This is a genomic window from Neisseria sp. P0021.S007 (genome assembly GCF_051956855.1).
On the sequence record NZ_JBQCXA010000116.1, the window covers coordinates 1 to 1,161 of the forward strand.

2 protein-coding genes are annotated in these 1,161 nt (G+C 45.7%); one reads left to right on the top strand and one right to left on the bottom strand.

The window, feature by feature from the left end; translation table 11 throughout:
- On the top strand, positions 1-549 hold a 549-nt coding region (locus tag ACTHUR_RS11565), incomplete at its 5' end, for a DMT family transporter (RefSeq protein WP_440398664.1).
- A gap of 54 nt (positions 550-603) precedes the next feature.
- Here the strand turns inward: ACTHUR_RS11565 and lepB are convergent.
- A partial coding sequence (gene lepB / locus ACTHUR_RS11570) for a signal peptidase I (protein ID WP_440398665.1) occupies positions 604-1,161 on the bottom strand: 558 nt, incomplete at its 5' end.

Below are 1,161 nucleotides of genomic sequence, written 5' to 3' on the forward strand. Positions count from 1 at the left end.
GGTTTCTTCTTTTATTCGGAACGCCTAAGTACCTTACAAATTTTAAGTTTGATATTGGCCACCATAGGCGTAGCCTTGATCGGCAGCCCGGAGTTCGGTCATAACGACAATGCCGCATGGGGATTTGTCAGCGGCGTAGTATCCGGTGCCATGCTGACCCTGTCTATGGTTTTCGTACGCAAAACCCATGAGCAGGAAAAAGTCGGTTTGTTTCCGCTCATGATGATTTTAAGCTTCGGCGGTGCAATGGCGCTGGTCATCCCATCTCTACTATTCGATGCCGCCCATCTCTACCCCAAAACTTTAAACGATGTGATTCTAGTCTCCATCTACGGCATCGTTATGCAATGCTTCGCTTGGGCATTGATTGCTTACGCCATCCCGCTTTTATCCTTATCGCTGACCGGCCTCTTGCTTCTCTCCGAACCAGTCGCCGCCATGTTAATCGATTATTTCTGGCTGAATAAACCGATTAACGCCGTCCAATGGTGTGGCGCCACTTTGACTTTATTGGCAATTTATTTGGGTTCGTTAAAAGACAAAAAATAGATACAAAAAAGGCCGTCTGAAAAATTTCAGACGGCCTTTTAATCTGTTTATTGCTTATTGGATACTGGTACCGATACGGCTGAGTTCGCCAAAGTTCATCCAAACAAAGAAGGCTTTACCGACAATCAGTTTATCATCGACAAATCCCCAGTAACGGGAATCGGCGCTGTTGTCGCGGTTGTCGCCCATTGCGAAATAACGGCCTTCTGGGACTTTACAGATAAAGCCATTGCCGTCTTCTGCGTATTCGCAATTTTCCAAACCGCTTGTTTCAAGCGAGTAATTGCTTTCAGGCATCACTTCGGAAGTATATTTGTTCAATACAGCAATAGATACGGAAGGCTGACCGGCCTCCTTGACCACATCAAAGTTTTTGCCGTTCAAGGCCGTCTGAAAACGCTCAAGCGTATGAATCATAGACGGATCGGTATCATCTGCGTATTGATAATTACCGTTTGGTTTTTCGGAAATAATTTCTCCGTTAACAGTCAAAACCTTATCACGGTATTCCACAACGTCGCCCGGAATACCGACGATACGTTTGATGTAATTCATCTCTGGCTGAAGTGGGTAATTGAACACCACAACATCGCCTCGTGCAATGTTGCCGAC